Genomic DNA, 19,825 nt, shown 5'->3' on the forward strand with positions numbered 1-19,825 from the left:
ACCCCTCCTGACGCCGTTCCGGACGGGCTGTGACGATTCCAAGACGGGCTGAGCGGGGCTATGACGTACCCTATGAGCGCCGAGCCCGTCCGGGACGTCTCGATGCCGGTTGCTCTTCGAGGATGCTGTGGATGTTTCGGAAGATCAACCCCTTTCTCCGGGATCAGCTTCTGCCTTTTCCCTTCCTTTTCCTCGGTATGAGCCTAACCGGACTCCCGCAGTCGGGACACACCCCCTCCGGTGGCATCTTCTCAAACCGCTTTCCACAGCCCGTGCAGACGTAGTTCCAGCGGATTACCCTTTTTATTCCCCTTTTGAGGGTTTTGAAGGTTATCCCAAGGGTTTTCGCCACGTTCTGAAGGTTGTAGTCGTCCGTGAGGAGAACGGCCCCGAGCTCATAAGCCAGAGCCAGAACCTCAAGATCGGCCTCGCTGAGCTCCTCCAGCTCTCCCGTCCTTCTGGCGGCCTCCTCGACCATCCTCACGCTTTCCCTGGATGGGACCCTTACGATCACCTTGCCCGCGTTCATGAGGCCTTCAAGGAGGAGCCTCGACTCCGGATCCTTAACCTCCTCAACGACCTTTGGGGTTGTAAAGCCCTCCACGTCAACTCCCTGAATGAACATTGCAGCGTCGATAACGTAGACGGTCATGGGAAGAAGTCTGAAGGGACCTTTTTTAGTTTTCCGTAAACCCCGGAAAGGGATGGGAAAAAGGAAACGTTAATCCTTCTTGCGCATGACCTTGACGATCCTGTAGGTTCTACCGTTGCACTCGACCTCTCCGGTTACCTCAATTATCTTAACGCTGTCGCCCTCGAAGAGGCCCTCCGGCCTGAAGACGTCGGCCTTTTCTTCGTCGTTGCACTCCTCGAAGCGCAGCCTTATCACCGAGCCGGGTATCGCGAGCCTCGGCTCTACGGCAACCTCGATGCTCGGTTCGACCACCTCAACAACCCGGGCCTTGCCCTCGTGCAGCGGGCAGTGGTGGGAGGGCATGCTCCTTACCCGGAGTATCTTGTACCTCCTGCCGGGTTCGAGGTTTCCGACGCAGACCCCTGCCAGTTTGCACGTCTTGCACGGCTCTGCCGGGCCGTAGTATATGAACTCCATTCCGGGTTTCGCGAGTTTTTCTCCAACCAGCGTGATTATCGCCATTTAGACACCTCCACGTGAACGGGTGATCTTCAGATGACTCCAGTGATTTTAGCGGCCTTTTCAGCGGCTTCCCTCGTTAGACCGTCCCTTCCGAGGATGGTATACCTCTCGGGCCTTATCGTGTGAGCCATCGTCAGGGCCTCGATGATTATCTCTGGATCGATGCCCAGCTCGTATGCGTTGGTTGGCGCCCCCACCTTCTTTAAGGTTTCCCTGATCTCCTCCCAGTTGAGGCCGTGAAGGTAGGCCATTATTATCGTGCCGACGCCGACCTGCTCACCGTGCAGGGCGGGTTTGGGGGCTATAACGTCGAGTGCGTGGCTGAAGAGGTGCTCCGCACCGCTGGCGGGTCTCGAGGAACCGGCTATGCTCATGGCCACACCGCTCGAGATCAGGCCTTTCACGACCTTCCTCACGCTCTCCTCTTTGCCAAGCCTTATTATGTCCGCGTTCTTTATAACCATCTTGGCGCTCATCAGGCTCAGGGAAGCGGCGTACTCACTGTAGTACTCGCCCTTCAGTCTGTGGGCCAGCTGCCAGTCCTTTACGGCCGTTAGATTGCTTATCATATCCCCAACGCCAGCGGCCAGATAGCGGTAGGGAGCGGTTTTTATCACCCTGACGTCCGCTATCACCGCCACCGGCGGCACGGCTTTTACCGAGGTCTTGGAGTTGAGGCCCTTGATGGACGCGTTCGCACTTGCTATGCCGTCGTGAGAGGCTGTCGTGGGAAAGCTGATGAAGGGAACGCCGGCCTTAAACGAGGCGAGCTTGGCGACGTCTATTATGCTCCCGCCGCCGACGGCTATAATCCAGTTGATGTCGTTGTTTTTCGTCTCCTGCAGGGTTCTCTCGACCTCTCCGAGGGTGGCTTCCCTTACGACGAGGGCATCAACATCGAAGGCCTCCTTCAGGTTTTTCTCGACTTCCTTCCCCGCTATCTCCCGGGTCCTCGGTCCGTAGAGCACTAAAACTCTCTCTCCCAGTCCGAGCCTCTTTGCAACGTTAACGACCTCTCCTTTGAGATCCTCGCCAAGCAAAACCTCCCGCGGGAGTTGCATCAGATGCACTTCTCTCACCACCCCTTCCTTTAGGGTGGGAAAAGCTTTAAGACTATCGGAAGAACCCTTCACGGTGGTGTAATGGGGCTTCACGAGTTCTTTCAGGACTACTTCGTCAGGCCGATAACGGAAAATCAGGGTTACAATCCGGTGAATACCCTCGTTTACGCTCTCATCCTTGGTGTGGCGGTTATACTGCTTTACAAAATGCTCAAGCGCATGGGGATAAGGGTCGACGACCGCTTTTTCAGGGCCCTTATGCCCTACGTAATCCTCGGCCCGCTCATGAGGAGCATGACCGATACCGGGATCCTTCCGCGCACATACCTAACGGTCAGCCCCGGGGCGTACTTTGTCATAGCGGCCTTTGCCATAGCTTCCCTCTACGCCGTCTGGATACACCTCGGCCCGGAGGAGAGGCTTTACCCGATCTACCGGGATTTCGGCTGGGTTCTGGTCGGGGGACTGCTCTTCATCCTGCTCATAAACCATGAGAGGGTTAACCTGAACCTTAAACCTCTCGAATACTTCATCCCCGCCCTCCTGATAGCCGAAGCTTTCGTATGGCTCACCTCGAAGTTTCTTCCAGTGGTTAAGGACAACTCCCTGCTTTTCTACACCCACTTCTACGATGCCACGACGACCTTCGTCGGGCTCCAGTTCTTCGGCTTCTGGGAGCAGCACGTCCTGGCGAGGTGGCTCATCAACCTCTCGGGAACGCCGGCGGTTATGTATGTGGAGAAGTTCCTCGTGCTGCTTCCCATAGTCTGGGTGCTCGATGGGTGGATGGAGGAGGAAGACCGGGACCTCATAAACTTCGTGAAGCTCACGGTCTTTATACTCGGCTTCGGGCCGGGCACGAGGAACCTGCTCATAATGCTGATGGGTGGTTGAGATGATCCGTTGGAACGAGATCGCACTTGAAATAGCCGGAAAGGTTGAGAGGGAGATAATGCCCCTCTTCGGCACCCCGAGGGCCGGTGAGAACCTCGGGAAGAACGTCAGTGGCGACGTGACCAAGTACGTCGATAAAGTGGCGGAGGACGTTATCCTAAGTGAACTTCGGCCCCTCGGAATCAACATCGTCAGCGAGGAGAGGGGCCTGATCGACAGCGGGAGCGATTACACGGCCGTCGTTGACCCGGTGGACGGTTCCTACAATTTTGTCTCAGGAATACCGCTGTTCTCCTTTAGCTTTGCCGTATTCAGGGGTAAAAAACCCGTCTACGGTGCGATATACGAGTTTGTGACGAAGAACTTCTACGAGGGGATCCCCGGTAACGGTGCCTTCATGAACGGGCGGCCGATAAGGGTGAAGAAACCGGAACCCGGGAGGGAAGCCCTGAGCTTCTACACACGGGGCAGGGGTACCGGGCTGATAGGGAAGGTTAAGAGGGTCCGCGTCCTCGGTACAATAGCCCTCGAGCTGGCCTACCTTGCCAGAGGGGCCCTTGACGGGGTGCTCGACGTGAGGAACTACGTCAGAACGACCGACGTGGCGGCCGGGGTTCTAATCGCCAGAGAAGCGGGGGCTATCGTGACGGACGAGCGGGGAAGGGAGCTGAGGCTGAGGCTCGACGCATCGAGCAAGACGAACGTTATAGCCGTCAACGACCGCCTTCTTCTCGATAAGGTTCTGGAGGAGCTGCGATGAGCCTTGAGCGTTACTTCCACCGCTATGGAAAGGCGACCTTCACGCTCTTCCTGATGAACGTCGGCTTCTACGTTCTGGAATCCGTTCTCAGCGGTAACCCCCTCTTCATAAGCCGCGGGGTCCTTGAAAGGCTCGGCCAGTGGAACTACGCCGTCCTGCATTACGGCTGGTGGTGGCAGCCTCTGACTTCGATGTTCGTGCATGTTGGAATGCTCCACATAGCCTTCAACATGTACTTCCTGCTGGTGATAGGGCGACAGCTCGAGGGGATCCTCGGACCGGGGAGGCTGGCGATGGTTTACCTCGTCTCGGGCCTCGGTGGGAACCTGCTAAGCCTTTTAATGCTTCCCCCCTACGCGGTCAGTGCGGGGGCGAGCGGGGCCCTCTTCGGGATAGCGGGGGCGCTGATACTCATAACCGGTGTTGTGGGCGGGAACGTTCAGGGGGCGCTGTTAAACGCCCTCATGCTCTTCATCATAAACAGCATCCTGCCGGGCGTCAACGCCTACGCCCACCTCGGAGGGTTGCTCGTGGGAATGGGAATAGGCCACTACTACGGAAGGAGGATAAGAAGGCACCTGATGGAGCGGATTTACGGATGGTGATTGGCTGGTGCGGGGGCGGGGATTTGAACCCCGGAACCCCTACGGGACAGGACCCTCAATCCTGCGCCTTTGACCAGGCTCGGCAACCCCCGCGTTGCCAGATTATAACGCTCTGGAGCCCTTTATAAATTTTGTGGTAACCCCCTTATGGCAGGCAGCCTCATTCCGGCATCCATTTGAATTCCCTTTCGAGAATCGCGAGCTGCCTCTTCTCCAGTGTCCCGGGATCAACGATGAGCATTATACCTGCTCCCTTTTGAAGGAGGATATCCTTTAAGGACAGCAGGAATTTGAGGGTTGATTCAAAGCCGTTCTGGACGATGAGATAGTGTAAACCATCCAGAATGACAAAGGTGTTGTCATCAGCGCTGTTTTTTACGGCGTGCAGCAGGGGGGCGAGACTCGTTGGGGAGATCGCCCGCGGGTGGTCCATGTTCGTTAACCAGATGTGGGGAACACCGGCCTCCTCGTAGGGCTGGGGGTCCCTCGTTATGGCAAGCACCCTCTTTCCGGGTATAAGTCCAAGAATACGCTGGAGGGGCAGGGGTTTGATCAAATAAGCCCCGGTCTCCACCCCCGAAGTTCCATTGAGAACGACCTCGGGTTTCACGTGGGCCGTTATCTCCTTTTTAATCCCCACCATCGATACGGTTATTATCACCATGCCTATGGCCACTATAACGTCGTCCAGTACCTTCATGAACTCCAGAGGGAAGACGTCGTTGAGTACGTTTACCAGATACCCTGACCAGAAAACGATCACACCGACGTAAACCATCCTTACTGTAGAACCCCCTAAAACTTCTTTTATTACCTTTCTAAGGGGGAATATAAGGTAAACTACCGCGGTGATGGAAGCGAATGCAACCAACTCGGCCGCGAGCTTGATACCTTCGTACGTTATCATCGTAACGTTCATACGCTTTGAACCTTTAAATCTTTATCTCAAACTCACGATCTTCCTGACCAAAAAACTTATAAGCCAACTTCCCCTCTATGGCTTTGGGTTGAGGGCCGGTAGCTCAGCATGGTTAGAGCGCGGGACTCTTAATCCCGTGGTCGGGGGTTCGAATCCCCCCCGGCCCGCCAGATCGCGTTTCTTCTCAACGCGTTCCGTTTGAGGAGGAGTGCGTTTGAGCATATTAAGGAGCTGTAAAGATGAGTTTTGAAAGCTTGGGTTTATCCGAGGCCACGCTGGTGGCCGTCAGGGAAAAGGGTTTTGAAACCCCAACGGACATTCAGAGGGAGGTAATCCCGCGCCTTATATCGGGTGAAAAGGATATAATCGGCCAGTCCCAGACCGGGACCGGAAAGACCGCCGCCTTCGCCCTGCCGATACTCGAGGCCGTCGATCCTGAACTGCTTGCAGTTCAGGCCATAGTGCTCACCCCCACGAGGGAGCTCGCCCTTCAGGTGGCGGACGAGATCAGGAGCCTCCGCGGGAGGAAGAGGGTTTACGTTTACGCCGTCTACGGGGGCCAGCCGATAGGACCCCAGATCAGGGCGCTTGAGAGGGGAACCCACGTCGTGGTGGGAACCCCCGGGAGGATTCTCGACCACATAAGGCGCGGAACCCTCGATCTCGGGTCCGTGAGGTTCTTCATCCTCGACGAAGCGGACAGGATGCTCGACATGGGCTTTATCGATGATATAGAGGCGATTTTCAGGGAGACCCCCAGACAGAAGAGGGTGCTGATGTTCTCCGCCACGATGCCGGCTGCCATTAAAAGGCTCGCGAGACGCTACATGACCAACCACGAGGTGATAAGCGTCAGCAGTGACAGCCTCGTTCCCGAGATGGTGGATCAGGAGTACGTCGAGGTTCTTCCGGGAAGAAAGTTCAACGTGCTGAGGAAGGTGCTCGACGATAACTTCTACGGTATCGTCTTCTGCGCCACCAAGAGGGAGACCCGCGAGCTGAGCGAGAGGCTCAGGAGGGCCGGCTACCCGGCCGAGGCTTTAAACGGCGACATGAGTCAGGCCGCACGCGAGAGAACCTTCAGGCGCTTTAAAAACCGGAAGACGAGGATCCTCGTGGCGACGGACGTGGCAGCGAGGGGATGGGACGTTCGGAATATAACCCACGTCGTGAACTACTCCCTGCCAATGACGCCCGAGGATTACGTCCACAGGATAGGCAGGACCGGAAGGATGGGCAGGCGCGGAAAGGCGGTAACCTTCGTGGTCCCCGGCGAGAGGGACAGGCTGGACTACTTCGCCCGGAGGGCCGGCGTTGAGGTGAAGAGGTCGGAGCTCAGCGAGGAGCTTTCGGACTACAGAGGGCGCAACTACCGCCGTCCTAAGAACTACCGAGGTAGATGGTGAGGATCAGGTCCTCGCCTTCCTTTCTTGCGTCTATCCAGACCGCATCGCTTTTCTCGATCTCTTCCTCGAGCTCTCCATTCGAGAGCATTCTGGAAACCAGCCACTCAGAGTATCCATCACGGAACAGGGGATGGTAGGCATCCGCCAGAGCGTAGTAAGTGACCTCCCACCTCCGGATCTTTCCGTAGCCCTCTGGAAAACCTCCACCCGCTTCCCGCAGGGACCCGTCCGCTTTCAGGTTGTATCTATCCCGGAGAAGGCTCATCATCGAGAGGGCCAGACCCCTGACGTCGGCATCGGTCACTGTATAATCCTGCCCGAGGAACCACCCTTTGGAGACGGTCCCGAGGACCCTCACATCCGCTTTGTTTCCTCGGATGGTGACCTCGTAGAGCGTTGCGTTGAGTACATCCCTTCCCTCCCTTTTCCAGTGGCGGTAGTAGGAAGCGGGGTCCATGGGTGGCAGGTGCTGGTCGAGGAAGAAGTACCATCCCCCAATCCTCACCAGTGCCGCCGCGTGGCCCTCCCCCGTGAGGTTCATCTCCATGGCGTAGACCGGGGAGTGGTTCATCGCCAGAAGCAGCGCGACCGTTAGGACGGTGTAGTCCGCACATACCCCCTTTTTCCTCTTTATCGTTTCGTAGGGCGTCTGGATGGTGTTGTTCCGTCCCTCAATGACCTCCTGATGTCCATCGGGATGGGTTACTATCCTCACGGAGGGTTCTCTGGCCTTTTCATAGTCGTAGCTCAGTTCTTCCCCCTCCCACCTGAGGACGTTCCATACGCTCCGGGTTAGGTTCTCACCCCTCAGCCGTTCCGCCAGAGGGGAGAGGGCATTGAGCTCCTCTTCGTTGAGCATGCACCCAAGAGCCTCCCTCAGGACGTAGCGCCACAGGATCCCGGAGCAGTTGAAGGTTCCATTCCGATCGGGAAGGGAGAAACCCTCGTTGGCCGGCCCCGGGGCCTTTGGCATTGTCGTTGAGCTGCCGGGAGGGAAGGAGATACAGCCCGCCGTGATCACCATGAGGGCGAGGGCGATCGTCAGGGAGAACTTCATCATGGGAAGGGATGGGGCGTGCTCCTTATAAGTTCTCCTCATCGAAAGGTTTAAAAATGCCCCCCTGAAGGTATAAGCCGGGCGCTCGGACAGTGCCGGGGTAGCTTAGCCTGGTCAGAGCGCTCGGCTCATAGGGCGCTTCCTTCGGGGAAGCCTGAGAAACCGAGAGGTCCGGGGTTCAAAGCCCCGCCCCGGCACCATCGACTTCTACCTTCCAGAACCTCTTCAGGTGGAGCCTCATTCTCCCGAGATCCACGGGTTTGATCCCCTCCCGCATCCAGTCGGGCAGGTCCTTCCTTATCGACCTCCAGAGGAGCCTGTAGTCCAGCACTATTATCGAGCCCCTCTCCTCGGCCGAGCGGTGCACCCTTCCGGCCGCCTGAACGAGCCTTCTGTGGGCAGGCAGGTAGTAGCCGTAATAGCGCCCCTTGCCCGGAAACTTCCTCTCGAAGTACCTTATCTGAGCCTGAACCCTCGGGGTTGGCCTCGAGTAGGGTATCCCGACGAGAACGACCCCGTTCATTTCGTCGCCGCTGTAGTCCTGCCCTTCGCTGTTCCTTCCCCCCATGACGCCGAGGAGAACGGCCCCGTTGCCCCGGGCGTGGGCCTTGAAGCTCGCCACCATGGCGTCGTTCTCTCTGGAAGAAACTCCCTGTCTCTCTATGAAAACCGCCTTTCCTGTTTCCTCAAGGCGAAGGGCGAGGTTTGCGGAGAGCAATCCCTGAAGAACCTCATAGGATGCGGTAAAAACCCCAACGTTCTTTGGGATGATCTTAGCGGCCTCGACGATGTACTCTGTCATGCGCCTGTAAACCTTCGGCGAGCGCTCGTCGCCCCTCGTGGAAACGTCCTTTGCCACGAGAACCTGCGCGTTTTCCCTCTTCACCATCCTCGGGAACTTCTTCATCCTGACCCTCTCGATGCCCATAACGTCCCTGAACGCTTCCATCGGGGTGAGCGTTCCGGAGATGAAAAGGGCACTGTGAACGTTCCTCAGGAAGCCGAGGGCCTTTGCGGGATCCAGAGCCACGAGCTCAAGGCTTAAGTTCCGTTCCCGGCTCATGAGGAAGAGGTAGTCGTCCCTTCCGGTGAGGGAGAGCCACAGCAGGAGAAACTCCCCGATTCTGCCTATGTAGGAGCGCGGTGGCCTGCCCTTCCCTATCCTGTCCTCCCTTATGGCGTCACCAACGGAGACCATGTCGTTCAGTATCCTGACCAGTCTCCGGGCGTTCAGGTTCAGGATGTCGACAACGTGGGAGAATATGAGCTCCGGCTGGATGGGGGTTTCCCTGATCTCCCTGTCCCTGAGCTTTTCTTCGTGGAGTATCTCCAGTCCCCGCCCGAATATGCTCAGGAAGTTCGCTATCTCGTGCTCGTTGTACTCGTCGGCCTCCTTTATCGCCCTGTTCACCGTGTAAATGCTTATACTGTCGCTCAGGGCCGAGATGGCCTGGTCGGGAAGGTTGTGGGCCTCATCGAAGACGACCACCAGATCGGAGTAGTCAACGTCGAGGGAGCCTATGAAGTTCTCCCTTATCGTCGGGTTGAGGAGGTAAAGGTAGCTGGCCACTATTACATCGGCCCTCTCGGCCACCCTTTTGGTCACGTCGTAGGGGCAGAGTTCCAGCGTCTCGGCGTAGCTCAGTATCTCCGCGGGATGGGCAGGCTCGCTCAGGAAGAACCTCACCAGCTCCTCGAATTCGTTCTTTTTCTTCTTCTCGTTCTCGTAGAACTCGCATTTTCCGAGCTTCTTAAGGTTCCTGCAGACCACCATTGCAGTATAAGCGTCGCTCGTGAACTGAGTCAGGTAGGTGTGGAGGCAGAGGTCCTTTCTGCTCCGCAGTTCAACCCCTGAGACCGGTGTTTTGCCGTTTATGGCCTTCAGCTCTTCGATGACCCTGTCCATCTGCTTGTGGGTTCTCGCCAGATAGAGGACTTTATAGCCCCTCTCCCTGACGTGGGGAAGAACGCCGGCCAGAACGCTCACGGTCTTTCCAAAACCCGTGGGGGCCTCTATTATGGCGTTCTCGCCCTTTTCTACGGCTTCGGAGACGATCCTTATGAACTCCCTCTGATTGGGCCTCAGGGTGGCGTATGGAAAGTAGCTCTGAAGTTCTTCCATGGGAAAGAGTTTTAACGGCCCGCTTTTAACCTTTCCTCAGGTGAAGGGCGTGGAGGAAAGGGAGCAGAAACTCATCGAGTACTCGGTGGAAGCGGTCATAGTGGGCTGGCTCGCCTACCTGTTCTTCTATCAGAACTTCCTGCTCTACAACTGGCACCGCGGGTTGCCCCTGCCTTCGAAATGGCCTTTTGTCGTTCTGGGGGTGGTTTCCGGTGTGCTGTTCTTCTGGTACGAATGGATGAAGCTCGAAAAGAGGGAATCCCCCCCGGAGGTCGCCCCGGAGGATGCCAGCCCTCGAGAACCCTGATACCCTAATCCCCGGGTTTAAATGGGTAGAAGGGAGTAAAATCAGAGCTCGAGCCCGGGTATCTCCTCGAGGACCTTTACCATAAGCTTTACGCTGGCATCGACGTCCCTTTCGTCAACGACTTCCGTGTTCGAGTGGATGTAGCGAGCGGGAACGCTTACCGCTCCTGTCGGAACGCCGGTCTTGTTCAGGTGTATGGCTCCGGCGTCCGTTCCTCCTCCGAGGAGGATGTCCCACTGGTACGGGATTTCATGCTTTTTGGCCAGTTCTTCCATCCAGCGGACGATGGTCGGGTGGCATATGACGGAGCGGTCCATTATCTTTATCGCGGTTCCCTTTCCCAGCTGGGTTACCTGCTTGTGCTCCGGTGTTCCGGGAACGTCTGCCGCTATTGTAACGTCAATTGCAAAGCCGTAATCCGGATCAATCCCAAAGGCACTCGTCCTGGCACCTCTGAGTCCAACCTCCTCCTGAACCGTTGCCACGAAGTAGATATCCGCGTCGCTCTCCTCGAGCTCCTGAGCGGCCTTCACGAGGGTGTAAACGGCTATCCTGTCGTCGAAGGCTATGCTGACCAGACGGTGCTTTCCGAGCCTCTCCAGGCGACCGTCCCAGGTTATTATCGTGCCGATCTTAACGCCCATCTCCTCGGCCTCTTCCCTGCTCTCGGCTCCAACGTCGATGAAGACCTGATCCCACGTCGGGGCCTTTTTTCTGTCCTCGGGCTTCTGGATGTGGGGCGGAACCGAACCGCCAACACCGTAGATGAACTTGTCCTTATCGATCCAGACCTTGAAGCGCTGGGCTATCAAAGTCCTTGGATCCACTCCTCCGACGGGTGCAACCCTTAAAAATCCGCTCTTCTCTATGTGGGTTACCATGAGTCCTATCTGGTCCATGTGGGCGGCGAGCATTACCTTCGGACCGTTGCCCTTCCTGTGGGCTATGACGTTGCCGAGTTTGTCCACCTTTATTTCGTCCACGTAGGGCTTGAAGGCTTCTATGACCACGTCCCTGACTCCGAGGAACTCGTAGCCCGAAACACCCGGTGCTTCGACTATCTTTTTGAGAAGCTCATAGTCCACCATCTCGATCACCTCTTTTAGATGTTCATCTTAATGGATATTTAAGGTTTTAGGTGTCCCGCTAAAAAAGCTTAAATTACGTTTCCTCAAATTAAAGATGGTGACGAACATGGGGGGCAAATATAATCCATACATCTGGCTGTTTTCTTTTGGCTTTGCATACTCTTTCATCGCAAAGGAAATAATGGACCTCTTTCCACAGAAATGGACACTTATATTTTTGAACGTTATAGTGCTCATTCCCTATATCGGAGCTCTACAAAAATCTGGAGGAAAAAGTTTGAGGATCGGGCTGATGCTTGGCTTCTCCCTCATATTAGGCGTTTTGATTGGAGGAATTTTTGCCTTCAGCCTGCTGGGGGGTGAGTAGGGCAGGGTCAGAACGGTCAGAAAAAGGCCAAAGCCCCTGTCCAGCAAACCAGAAACATGGTTAAACCAGAAACATGGTTGAATGCCCCATGCCAACCCGGCAAACCTTTTTAATCTGTAGGGTTTAAATTGTTCCATGCTACTGAAGCTTCCGGTAATCGAGTGCACCTTTCTGAAGAGGCTCAACCGCTTCGTGGCCCTCGTGGATGTGAACGGCGATCCCAGAAGGGCCCTCGTTACGAACACCGGTAGACTGGATGAGTTCATGATCCCCGGAAGGAAGGCCTTTTGCACCCCCAAGAGCGGCGGAAAGACGGACTTCGTTCTCGTCGCCTTCGAGGACTCTGGAGGAAAGGGGGCTATAATAGACACGCGAACTCAGGCTAAAGCCTTTGAGAGGGCCCTCGAGCTCAATCTCATCCCGTGGCTTGAGAACTGCAGGATAAAGCGGAAGGAAATTACCGTGGGAAGATCGAGGCTCGACTACCTCTTCGAATGCCCTTCCGGGGAGATATACGCCGAGATGAAGAGCGCCGTTCTGCGGGGAGGGGATAGGGGAGAATACGCCATGTATCCAGATTGTCCGAGCGTCAGGGGGAGGAAGCACATCAAAGAACTCATGGAACTCTCGAAGGAGGGGAAAAGGACCATGATATTTTTCGTGGGTGCCCTCCCCGGCGTTGAGAAGTTCAGGCCCTACGAAAGAGGCGATCCCGAGATAGCCCGGCTTTTGAGGGAAGCCCGGGAAAGGGGCGTTGAGATAAGGGCTCTGGGCATGCACCTGCTCCCGGACGGGAGGGTGGTCCTCGAGAGGCCCGATCTTAAGGTTGACGTTGGGGAGGATTTTTAAGGACTTCTCCATAGTTCTGACGAAGTACCCGGGTGATGGAAATGACCATAGTTGACGTCAGGATACTTGTTGAAGGTGCGAGCGACGTTGAGGTGGTAAGCAAGGCCCTCAGGGGCATGGCCCTTGGGAGCGAGTACAACGTAACGATTTCGGCCATAATCCCTACGACGAACATCGAGATAGCGAAGGGCGCCGCCGCGGGGGCGGATCTGCTCATAATAGCCACCGACGCCGATAGGGTTGGACGGGAACTCGCCGAAAGGCTGTTCAACGAGCTCGGTGAGATGGTGGGCCACGTTGAGAGGATGAAGCTCCCCCTCGGCCATGATCTGGAGCACATTGATGTGGAGCTCGTCAGGAAGGAGCTGAAGAACGCCCTCGTAAGGGCGGGCCTGAAGAGCCTTCAGGTGCTACCCGAGTACATGAGCCTGAGGAACCAGCTCCTCGACCTCAAGGGGCGCTACGATAACCTGACCGAGGAGTACAGGAAGCTCAGGGAGGAGTACGACTCTGCCCTAAGGGCCTACGGGGAGATCAAAGAGGAAAACGAGAGGCTTAGGAAGAACAACGAGGAGCTCAGGACGATCCTTGAGAACTCCAGAAAGGTCTACCCCATCGAGGAAGCATGGAAATCACTCTTCCCGGCGGAGCCCGTCCCCGATGAGGCCTACATCGGGAGGGCCGTTGAGAAGCTCGGGCTGGCCGGAAGGGTGGTAGTTGGACAGGGTTACATCTTTGCGGAGGAGAGGGCCCTCGTGGACGAGCTCCTCAGGACGGTTTACCTCAGCATAAGCATAAAAGAACCTTCTGAACCACCGGAGGAGCTCCCGGAGATTGCGGAAGGGCCGGTTGAAGAACCTCAAAACTCTGAAGGGTCCCCTGAGGAGCCTATGAAGCCGAGGGAAGCAGAGGGGCAGTGATATGAACCTTCGGGAGACCCTTGAGGAGTACGAGACCTACCTGGACCTCGCGGGAAAGAGCCCGAACACGGTCAGGATGTACTCCTACTACGTGAGGCGCTACCTCGAGTGGGGCGGGGGAACCAGCGCCCGCTCCGCCCTTCGCTTTCTGGCAAGCCTGAGGAAGAAGGGCTACTCCAACAGGAGCCTCAATCTGGTGGTTCAGGCGTTGCGTTCCTACTTCCGTTTTGAGGGCTACGATGACGAGGCGGAGAAGCTCAAACCTCCAAAGGCCCCCAAAAGCCTGCCGAAGGCCCTCACGAAAAAGGAGACGAAGAAGCTCCTCTCAGTGATACCCGAAACGAAGAAACGCGACAGGCTTATATTCCTCCTCCTCTACGGCGCAGGGTTGAGGGTTAGCGAGCTCTGCAACCTCAAGAGGTCGGACGTTGATTTCGAGCGCTCGCTCATAGTCGTGCGCGGCGGTAAGGGGGCGAAGGACAGGGTCGTTCCGGTTTCGGAGGTTCTGATGGAGGCCATAAAGTCCTACCTTGGGACGAGGGACGATTCAAGCGAGTACCTCATAGTTGAGGACAGACGGAGGAGAAAGGACGGGATCTCGCCGAAGACAGTCTGGTACCTCCTCCGGAAGTACGGTGAGAGAGCTGGGGTAAGGGTGACCCCCCACATGCTCCGCCACAGCTTCGCCACCCACATGCTCGAGAACGGAGTTGACATCAGGGTCATTCAGGAGTTCCTCGGCCACTCGAACCTCTCGACGACTCAGGTGTATACCCGGGTAACCGTTGAACACCTCAAGAGGGCGCAGGAGAAGGCCGGACTGATGGAGGAATTAATGAAGTAGAATCAAAGGGCGTTCTTCTTTCTCAGCATCGCGAGGTAGCTCGTGAACGCTCCGGCCGAGATCGTATCCCCGAGGCCGACGGTGGAGACGGGATTTTTGACGAGCCTCGTGGGGATTATCACAACCTTGTACTCTCTGGTTCTGAGCTTCCTCTTTGCCTCCTCGAAGCGGAGCTTCACGAACTCGCCGTGCTCGTTATAGGGAACCTTCATGCCCGCTTTTATGTCCTCCGGGGAGTTTATTTCCCCGAGGGATGCCCTTGAAGCCGCGAGTGTCGTTGCGAGCTCGAGGCTGCTCCTCAGTTCCGCCTCGCTCAGCGGGTTGTCGGAGTGGGTTATGTAGGCTATGTAGTAGATCGTGTGTATCTGGAGCACCTCGAGGTTCATCTCGTCCACGAGGATCTTCCCGCCGAGGATGGTGTCCTGTATGTGGTTGTAGGTGAATATCCTATCCGCGAGCTTTGAGTAGCCGAGGGCGTTGAGGACGTGGGCTATCTCGGCCTCGTCCATGCCGACGCTGTCCACGAGGGGAAACAGGTTGTAGATCACCTTCTTCCTCAGCTCGCGGTTCTGTATCGAGGCGAACTCCAGATGGACCTTGACGTCCTTCTCCCGCTTGAGGAGGAGTATGTCCCTCTTGGCCTCCCGGAGGTAGTGGTTGGCGTCCTTACCGTCCGAATAGCGAAGCTTTATTCCCTGATAGCCCGATAGGATTGCCCCGTCGACCTGAAGGCCTATCTCGGGCAGGAAGGGCTTAAGCTCCGGATCGGTGTATATCCTTATGCTCTCGAACCTCGAGGAGACGATGAACCTTCCGGAAAATGGAACCTCTATCCTTTCGTTCCCGAGTCTAAAGGTCGTTCCGGCGCGGAACTCGAAGATGCGGTTCACCTTTACGGGATCGCCCTCACGGTAGGCCCTGCGGGGGTGTTTGAACGCTAACCTTCCGTCCTCAACGACGGGATAGAGGAGGTTGGGTCTGTCCACGAACATCTCGGCCTGCTTCTTCGCGAGGTGGGGAGTGTAAACCACCACCCTGTTGAGGTTCAGGTTGGCCAGCAGATTGGCTATGATCCCCGCCTGACCGCCCATTCTCTCGACGTCGTATCTGAAGTGGGAATCGAACCATTCGTGGAGTTCCTCGTTGACCAGTGGCACCGCCATGGGCTTGCCCGTTTTGAGGGCATGAACAAGTCTCGCTACGAAGTCCAGGGGCTCGTTTATCTCCCGCGGGTAATCCTCGATCCTCTTTCTCACGGCATCGGCCCCGAACTCGTCTATAAGCCCCTGCACGATCTCCCCTTTCAGGAAGGTTATAGCGTCCACGTTCGTGTTGTAGGCGGTGTACAAGGAAAGCTTCTGGATATCATCGATGAGCCCCATTTATACCACCCCGGGTGACTAACGCCTGAAAATATGGGAGGGCTCTTAAAAGTATTTCGGACGTTTCAGAACTCCGTGAAGAGCCTCCCAAGCTCTGGAATCCGTTCCATAATGTCCATTTCCCTCAGGGCGAGCCAGAGGGACGCCTGATTGCTCGTCACAACCGGAACGCCGAGGTCCTCCTCGAGGGGTTCGATTATCTCAAAGGTCCTGAGGTTGGTGCAGCTGATGAATATCGCCTCCGCCTCGTCCATGAAGCTCGCCTTTGAGAGACGATACGCCTCGTGGGGTTCGAGCCTTCCGATCCGGGAGTTGTCCTCAATCCCAAGGCCCCTGATGTCGAGCACGTTGAACTCGTTCGCCTCGAGGAACTCCTTCTCACGCCTGTTTATCTCGTCGGTGTAGGGGGTTATGACGAGTACGTCCCTCGCGTCGAGCATCTTGAGCGCCTCAACGACCGCCGTGCTCGTGCTCACTACGGGAACCTTTACCTCCTCCTCTATCCTGTTCTCGAGCTCCTTCTCGTAATCCTTCCCGCCGATGAAGGATCCACTCGTGCAGCCGTAGAGTATGAGCTCAACGCCCGCGTCCCTCAGGAGTCTGGCCGCCTCAACCCCGAAGGAGTTCATCTTCACGAGCTCCTCCTCGGTCACGCTGCCGAGGGGAACCCTCGCCGTGTGCAGTGATACACCCTCCGGAAGTACCGAATGCAGCTCCATTTCCATCGTCGTGTTGGACGATGGGACTATAAGCCCAAGTCTGCCCCTCCACCCGTACATGTTGTCACCACCCTTAGTTGGTCCCGGTTCTCTTAAACCTTTAGTTTCGAAAAGCTTAATTAATACCCTCGGAGAAGTCCTTCAGGTGGGGTTTAAGAGGTCATATCGTTGAGAACCTCAGTGAGGTACTTCCTTAGGGGGAATCGCCCGGTTGATCTAAAAATCAGGATGTGGGAGGATGATAGAGTTCGTGGTGTTCCTTGGCGTCATCGGAGGGTGGGTTATCTTTGCATCGACCCTCTTCCTTATGCTGGCCCTTGGAAAAATATGGGGCCTTGCCGGTCTCCTCCTTCTCCTCCCTGCTCTGGAGGTAAACCGCTGGCTCAAGAGGAAATACATGCGTGCCATACTGGATGCAACGCCGAGGGCGAAGGCCATAGCATCCCACATCTTCGAGATGAACGAGCTCATACTCCTGTCGTCCTACATTATATCCACGATCCTCTACGTCGTCATACAGAAGTACGTGGAGATCGTCCTGAAGTTCCCGCGCGTGGGGGGGTGATGGTATGAACGTTGTGGTTGTGAGGTACGGCGAGATAGGAACGAAGTCGAGGCGGACGAGGAGATGGTTCGAGAACATCCTCATAAACAACATCCGTGAGGCGCTGGTAAGCGAAGGGATGGAGTTCAAGGAGGTTACGGCGAAGCACGGGAGGGTCCTTGTGAGGATGAACGGGGCGGAGAAGGCCGTGGAAACCCTCACAAGGGTTTTCGGAATAGTCTCCCTGTCGCCCGCGATGGAGATCGATGCCACCCTCGAGAAGATAAACAGAACCGCTCTAAAGCTCTTCAGAAGGAAGAAGCGCGAGATGAACCTCAAAAAACCCCGGTTCAGGGTTACCGTGAAGAGGATAACCAAGGAGTTCCCGATGAAGAGCCCGGAGATTCAGGCGAAGGTCGGGGAGTACATCCTCGAGAACGAAGAGAGCGAGGTCGACCTCAGGGATTACGACATCGAGGTGGGCGTTGAGATAATGGAGGGCAGGGCCTACGTCTTCGTCGATAAGGTCCGGGCATGGGGTGGCCTTCCCGTGGGAACCCAGGGAAAGGTCGTAGCCCTCCTGAGCGGCGGCATAGATTCTCCCGTTGCGGCCTTCCTGATGATGAAGCGCGGTGTCGAGATAATCCCCGTTCACATCTATATGGGAGAGAAAACCCTCGATAAGGTCAGGAAAATCTGGAACCGGTTGAAGAGGTATCACTACGGCGGAAAGGCGGACCTGATAGTTGTTAAGCCCGGAGAACGGGAGAAGGTCTTACAAAAGCTCAGGGAGCTGAAGAGGGAGAAGTACACCTGCGTTTTCTGCAAGTACATGATGGTAAAGCACGCCGGAGAAATAGCCCGGAAGTTCGGGGCAAAGGGGATAGTGATGGGCGATTCCCTCGGTCAGGTTGCCTCCCAGACCCTCGATAACATGTACATCGTCAGTCAGGCCACGGATCTGCCGATTTACAGACCGCTCGTGGGGCTGGACAAGGAGGAGATAGTGGACATAGCCAGGAGGATAGGCACCTTCGAACTTTCAATCCTCCCGGAGGATGAGTGCTCCTTCATACCGGCGCATCCGATCATAAGGGGCTCGTGGGAGGAGTTCAGGAAGCTCTACCGGGAGATATTCGGAAAAGAACCGAAGTGAGGTGGTTCCATGGATTTAACAAGACTATCCGCCTATTTGAGCGTTTCATTTCCCCTGATCTTCGTCCTTGGCCTCCTTCTGGTGGTGAGCCTGAACCCGTGGTTTTCCCTGACTGAGAACGCCCTGAGTGACATGGGGTCGATAAGGAACCCCGTCAATTACTACTTCAACGGTTTTCTGATGATCCTCGCCCTTCTGGGATTCGTGGCTTCATTCGGTGCCTTCAGGAACGGTTTGAGCTATTTAATGCCCCTCGCCATGGTGTTCCTCTTTCTCGTGGGGCTTTTCCCGGAGGAGTACGCACCCCACGGACCGTCGGCGGTGCTCTTCTACGTCCTTGCCCTGTCGGACGTGTTCATAATCGGCCTGAAGCTCGGCAGGAAAGGGCTTTCGACGGGCTACCTCTGGTCGGTTCTGGCCGGGGTTACCTTCCTCCTCATGGTCTACCTCGTGAGGGCACGGGTCTTCAAAGGTCTGGCCATTCCGGAGCTCGTGGGGGCATTTACGATACTCTCGTGGTTCCTCTATCTCGGCCTGCTGGAGCTTGGAGTCTTCAAGTAGTCTCCCGACGATGGGTTTAAATAGCCGGTCCCCGAGGGGAACCCGGTGGTTCAATGGGCGGCCCGAAGATAGCTTCCTCCTTGCTCCTTCTCAGTGGCCTCTTTTTCCTTTACTACGCCTGCTCCATTCCCTCCGGGGTTTACCTGGCCTTTGCCCTGCTGAACGCTGGACTGGCCTACGGTGTGTGGGCTGGAACCGGACGGCCGTGAGGGTTGCCCTTGTCTACTCGGGGGTTACGTTTTTCTTCGCCCTCCTGTTCCTGATGGCCGGCGAGGTGTCCCTCCTCTTTGAGGTTCTGATCAACCTCCTCATAATCCACGACATCCTGAGCTACAAAGGGGGGACGAAGGTGGAGGAATAGCCGGAGTCGGGAAAAAAGAAGGATCAGCGGGGTGCCTTCAGGATTATCCTTGCATCAACCACAACCGCACCCCTGCCCTTCTCGTAGACGAAGACCGGGTTCAGGTCCATCTCCCTGATGTAATCGCGGAGGTCGTTGACGAGCTCGCTGACCTTAAGGAGGAGGTCCACTATCGCGTCTGTATCGGCGGGCTCCTCACCGCGCGCTCCCGCGAGGATCGGGTAGGCCTTTATCTCCCTGATCATCTTCCGGGCGTCGCGTTCGGTTATGGGCACTATGCGGAAGGTGACGTCCTTGAGTATCTCGACGAAGATCCCACCGAGGCCGAACATTATGGCGTGGCCGAACTGCGGGTCTTCGGTGACGCCGATTATCACCTCTCTCCCGACCCTGAGCATGGGGGCTATGAGAACCCCCAGTATCTCCGCATCGGGCCTGTAGTTGCGCGCGTTTTCGTGGATGACCTCCCACTTCTCCCTGAGCTCTTCAGGGCTTTTTACGTTAAGAATGACGACCTTAGCATCGCTCTTGTGGAGGATCTGGGGTGACATGAGTTTCATGGCCACCGGATAGCCTATCTCCTCCGCGTAGCGGAGTGCCTCATCGAGGTTTCTGGCGAGCTTTTCTTCCGGAACGGGAAGGCCGTAGGCCTTGAGCACCTGCTTTGCCTCGTATTCAACGAGGGCCGTCCTGCCCGAGGACAGGACTTCGTTTATAACTTTTAGGGCTTCCTCCTTCATGATACCA

General features: G+C 56.3%; 24 protein-coding genes and 3 tRNA genes. 16 read left to right on the forward strand and 11 right to left on the reverse strand.

The window, feature by feature from the left end; genetic code table 11:
* Positions 1-163 precede the first annotated feature (163 nt).
* The 3 genes from A3L12_RS06805 to A3L12_RS06815 all read right to left on the reverse strand — a co-directional run bounded on the left by A3L12_RS06805 (position 164) and on the right by A3L12_RS06815 (position 2,217).
* Entirely contained in the window at positions 164-652 is a 489-nt protein-coding gene (locus tag A3L12_RS06805; RefSeq protein WP_088882921.1) for a type II toxin-antitoxin system VapC family toxin, read from the reverse strand.
* Between the two features lie 69 nt (positions 653-721).
* The gene (locus A3L12_RS06810) at positions 722-1,156 is read right to left on the reverse strand and encodes a UPF0179 family protein (protein ID WP_088882922.1); all 435 of its coding nucleotides are present in this window, start codon (positions 1,154-1,156) and stop codon (positions 722-724) included.
* 29 nt (positions 1,157-1,185) lie between these two features.
* Positions 1,186-2,217: an NAD(P)-dependent glycerol-1-phosphate dehydrogenase gene (locus tag A3L12_RS06815; protein ID WP_198300076.1), complete on the reverse strand. Its 1,032-nt coding sequence runs from the start codon at positions 2,215-2,217 to the stop codon at positions 1,186-1,188.
* 81 nt (positions 2,218-2,298) lie between these two features.
* Here A3L12_RS06815 and A3L12_RS06820 point away from each other — a divergent pair, with 81 nt between their 5' ends.
* The 3 genes from A3L12_RS06820 to A3L12_RS06830 are packed head-to-tail and all read left to right on the forward strand — an operon-like array spanning position 2,299 to position 4,476.
* The gene (locus tag A3L12_RS06820) at positions 2,299-3,111 is read left to right on the forward strand and encodes a DUF63 family protein (protein ID WP_088882924.1); all 813 of its coding nucleotides are present in this window, start codon (positions 2,299-2,301) and stop codon (positions 3,109-3,111) included.
* A 1-nt stretch (position 3,112) separates the two neighbouring features.
* Positions 3,113-3,871, forward strand: coding sequence for a bifunctional fructose-bisphosphatase/inositol-phosphate phosphatase (locus A3L12_RS06825; protein ID WP_088882925.1), 759 nt, complete (start codon positions 3,113-3,115; stop codon positions 3,869-3,871).
* Positions 3,868-4,476 (forward strand): rhomboid family intramembrane serine protease, encoded by a 609-nt coding sequence (locus A3L12_RS06830; protein ID WP_088882926.1) that lies wholly within the window; start codon positions 3,868-3,870, stop codon positions 4,474-4,476. The genes A3L12_RS06825 and A3L12_RS06830 overlap by 4 nt, the downstream gene beginning before the upstream one ends.
* Before the next feature lie 5 nt (positions 4,477-4,481).
* Here the strand turns inward: A3L12_RS06830 and A3L12_RS06835 are convergent.
* Together A3L12_RS06835 and A3L12_RS06840 are read right to left on the reverse strand one after the other, a co-directional pair.
* Positions 4,482-4,569, reverse strand: a tRNA-Leu gene (locus tag A3L12_RS06835).
* 67 nt (positions 4,570-4,636) lie between these two features.
* A complete protein-coding gene (locus tag A3L12_RS06840) occupies positions 4,637-5,383 on the reverse strand; it encodes a DUF835 domain-containing protein (protein WP_157726709.1) in 747 nt (248 codons plus the stop codon).
* A 104-nt stretch (positions 5,384-5,487) separates the two neighbouring features.
* Here A3L12_RS06840 and A3L12_RS06845 point away from each other — a divergent pair.
* Both A3L12_RS06845 and A3L12_RS06850 read left to right on the forward strand, forming a co-directional pair.
* Positions 5,488-5,565 (forward strand) — tRNA-Lys (locus A3L12_RS06845).
* A 69-nt stretch (positions 5,566-5,634) separates the two neighbouring features.
* Positions 5,635-6,801: a DEAD/DEAH box helicase gene (locus tag A3L12_RS06850; RefSeq protein WP_088882928.1), complete on the forward strand. Its 1,167-nt coding sequence runs from the start codon at positions 5,635-5,637 to the stop codon at positions 6,799-6,801.
* Here the strand turns inward: A3L12_RS06850 and A3L12_RS06855 are convergent.
* The gene (locus tag A3L12_RS06855) at positions 6,776-7,861 is read right to left on the reverse strand and encodes a transglutaminase-like domain-containing protein (protein ID WP_157726710.1); all 1,086 of its coding nucleotides are present in this window, start codon (positions 7,859-7,861) and stop codon (positions 6,776-6,778) included. The genes A3L12_RS06850 and A3L12_RS06855 overlap by 26 nt on opposite strands.
* 91 nt (positions 7,862-7,952) lie before the next feature.
* On the opposite strand from A3L12_RS06855, the gene A3L12_RS06860 reads away from it, so the two are divergent.
* Positions 7,953-8,058, forward strand: a tRNA-Met gene (locus tag A3L12_RS06860).
* On the opposite strand, the gene A3L12_RS06865 is transcribed toward A3L12_RS06860, so the two are convergent.
* On the reverse strand, positions 8,037-9,980 hold the full coding sequence (locus tag A3L12_RS06865; protein WP_088883244.1) for a helicase C-terminal domain-containing protein: 1,944 nt from the start codon (positions 9,978-9,980) through the stop codon (positions 8,037-8,039). The two genes, A3L12_RS06860 and A3L12_RS06865, sit on opposite strands and share 22 nt — an antisense overlap.
* Before the next feature lie 40 nt (positions 9,981-10,020).
* Between A3L12_RS06865 and A3L12_RS06870 the strand changes: the two genes are divergently transcribed.
* Complete coding sequence (locus tag A3L12_RS06870; protein ID WP_232462881.1) at positions 10,021-10,287, forward strand: hypothetical protein; 267 nt, start codon at positions 10,021-10,023, stop codon at positions 10,285-10,287.
* A 41-nt stretch (positions 10,288-10,328) separates the two neighbouring features.
* Here A3L12_RS06870 and A3L12_RS06875 read toward each other — a convergent pair whose 3' ends face one another.
* Positions 10,329-11,375: a M42 family metallopeptidase gene (locus A3L12_RS06875; protein ID WP_088882930.1), complete on the reverse strand. Its 1,047-nt coding sequence runs from the start codon at positions 11,373-11,375 to the stop codon at positions 10,329-10,331.
* A gap of 97 nt (positions 11,376-11,472) precedes the next feature.
* Here A3L12_RS06875 and A3L12_RS06880 point away from each other — a divergent pair, with 97 nt between their 5' ends.
* From A3L12_RS06880 to xerA, 4 genes are all read left to right on the forward strand, one after another.
* Positions 11,473-11,742, forward strand: coding sequence for a hypothetical protein (locus tag A3L12_RS06880; protein ID WP_157726711.1), 270 nt, complete (start codon positions 11,473-11,475; stop codon positions 11,740-11,742).
* 135 nt (positions 11,743-11,877) lie between these two features.
* Positions 11,878-12,591: a DNA/RNA nuclease SfsA gene (gene sfsA / locus A3L12_RS06885; RefSeq protein ID WP_088882932.1), complete on the forward strand. Its 714-nt coding sequence runs from the start codon at positions 11,878-11,880 to the stop codon at positions 12,589-12,591.
* Between the two features lie 41 nt (positions 12,592-12,632).
* A complete protein-coding gene (locus A3L12_RS06890; protein ID WP_088882933.1) occupies positions 12,633-13,511 on the forward strand; it encodes a toprim domain-containing protein in 879 nt (292 codons plus the stop codon).
* Position 13,512: 1 nt separating this feature from the next.
* Positions 13,513-14,355, forward strand: coding sequence for a site-specific tyrosine recombinase/integron integrase (gene xerA / locus A3L12_RS06895; protein WP_088882934.1), 843 nt, complete (start codon positions 13,513-13,515; stop codon positions 14,353-14,355).
* 2 nt (positions 14,356-14,357) lie between these two features.
* On the opposite strand, the gene pfkC is transcribed toward xerA, so the two are convergent.
* Positions 14,358-15,737, reverse strand: coding sequence for an ADP-specific phosphofructokinase (gene pfkC, locus A3L12_RS06900; protein ID WP_088882935.1), 1,380 nt, complete (start codon positions 15,735-15,737; stop codon positions 14,358-14,360).
* Between the two features lie 65 nt (positions 15,738-15,802).
* Positions 15,803-16,516: an aspartate/glutamate racemase family protein gene (locus A3L12_RS06905; protein WP_088882936.1), complete on the reverse strand. Its 714-nt coding sequence runs from the start codon at positions 16,514-16,516 to the stop codon at positions 15,803-15,805.
* A 178-nt stretch (positions 16,517-16,694) separates the two neighbouring features.
* Between A3L12_RS06905 and A3L12_RS06910 the strand changes: the two genes are divergently transcribed.
* Genes A3L12_RS06910 through A3L12_RS08320 form a run of 5 tightly spaced genes read left to right on the forward strand, consistent with a single transcriptional unit; the run spans position 16,695 to position 19,078 of the window.
* Complete coding sequence (locus A3L12_RS06910) at positions 16,695-17,021, forward strand: hypothetical protein (RefSeq protein ID WP_088882937.1); 327 nt, start codon at positions 16,695-16,697, stop codon at positions 17,019-17,021.
* 4 nt (positions 17,022-17,025) lie between these two features.
* Entirely contained in the window at positions 17,026-18,156 is a 1,131-nt protein-coding gene (gene thiI / locus A3L12_RS06915) for a tRNA uracil 4-sulfurtransferase ThiI (protein ID WP_088882938.1), read from the forward strand.
* Positions 18,157-18,165: 9 nt separating this feature from the next.
* Positions 18,166-18,717, forward strand: coding sequence for a DUF998 domain-containing protein (locus tag A3L12_RS06920; RefSeq protein WP_088882939.1), 552 nt, complete (start codon positions 18,166-18,168; stop codon positions 18,715-18,717).
* Between the two features lie 53 nt (positions 18,718-18,770).
* Positions 18,771-18,926 (forward strand): hypothetical protein, encoded by a 156-nt coding sequence (locus A3L12_RS08315; RefSeq protein WP_157726712.1) that lies wholly within the window; start codon positions 18,771-18,773, stop codon positions 18,924-18,926.
* Positions 18,902-19,078 carry a hypothetical protein gene (locus tag A3L12_RS08320; RefSeq protein ID WP_157726713.1) on the forward strand — a complete coding sequence of 59 codons (177 nt, stop codon included), beginning with the start codon at positions 18,902-18,904 and terminating at the stop codon, positions 19,076-19,078. Before A3L12_RS08315 ends, A3L12_RS08320 begins: the two co-directional genes overlap by 25 nt.
* 23 nt (positions 19,079-19,101) lie before the next feature.
* Here A3L12_RS08320 and A3L12_RS06930 read toward each other — a convergent pair whose 3' ends face one another.
* Entirely contained in the window at positions 19,102-19,818 is a 717-nt protein-coding gene (locus A3L12_RS06930) for an acetate--CoA ligase family protein (protein WP_088882940.1), read from the reverse strand.
* Between the last annotated feature and the right edge of the window lie 7 nt (positions 19,819-19,825).

Origin of the sequence: Thermococcus sp. P6, from assembly GCF_002214525.1 — an archaeon.
Lineage (GTDB): Archaea > Methanobacteriota_B > Thermococci > Thermococcales > Thermococcaceae > Thermococcus.